Source organism: Emticicia sp. (assembly GCF_049241225.1).
Classification (GTDB): Bacteria; Bacteroidota; Bacteroidia; order Cytophagales; family Spirosomataceae; genus Emticicia.
Window position 1 is genome coordinate 1 of sequence record NZ_JBMLRC010000142.1, and the last position, 1,002, is coordinate 1,002.

General features: G+C 37.5%; 1 protein-coding gene. It reads left to right on the plus strand.

The window, feature by feature from the left end; all coding sequences use genetic code 11:
* Positions 1 to 61: 61 nt before the first annotated feature.
* Positions 62 to 1,002, plus strand: a 941-nt coding sequence (locus tag ACOVO2_RS08520; RefSeq protein ID WP_421769551.1) for a T4 RnlA family RNA ligase, incomplete at its 3' end; no start/stop codon positions are given.

Consider the following 1,002-nt stretch of genomic DNA (forward strand, 5'->3'; position numbering starts at 1 on the left):
TACCTACGCAAATAGACTGCGTAATAGTGTATTTACTTTGTAGCATCAAATCAAAAACAAAATGAATATCCAAGACCTAAAACAACTCATCGCCGACGATTATATCAATGTACAAAAGCACCCAACGGCTGATTTGTATATCTATAATTATTCGCCCAAAGCTCAATATGACCGACTTTGGAACGAATGGACGCTGGCTTGTAGAGGCTTGATAATGAATGGTTTGTATGAAGTTGTGGCTCGTCCGTTTCAAAAGTTTTTTAATTTAGAAGAATCAGAAAACTTGGTTTTACCAGATGAACCTTTTGAAGTTTACGAAAAAATGGATGGCTCGCTCGGTATTCTGTATTGGGCTGATGGAAAACCCGCTATTGCCACTCGTGGTTCGTTTACGAGTGAGCAGGCAATCGTTGCCACTGAGTTATTGTACACAAAATATGCTGATACAATCAAACATTTAGACCCAACCAAAACCTATTTGTTTGAAATCATTTATCCAGAAAACCGAATTGTAATTGATTATGGCGATGCACGAAAATTGGTGCTTTTGGCCATTATTGACACAAAATCGGGTGTTGAATTACCATTATCAACCGTAGAGACAGGGCATGCCCTGTCTCTACCGCACGAACATTTTGAAATCGTAAAACGATACGATGGTCTAAATGATTTACAACAACTAAAAGCTTTGGAAGAAGATAATCGAGAAGGTTTTGTAGTGAAATTTAAGAGCGGGTATCGGCTGAAAGTGAAATTTGCTGAGTATGTGCGTATTCACCATATTATTACGAGAGTTTCGACGATAAATATTTGGGAATATCTGAAAGAAGGACAAGAATTATTACCAATTTTGGAACGAGTTCCCGACGAATTTTATGATTGGGTGAAAGCAACACACGCAAAATTATTAAGCGATTTTGCCCAAATTGAAGCCGAAGCCAAGTCAGAATTTAAGATTTTAGCCACCAAAAAAGAAACGGCTCTTTATTATCAAACTTGCAA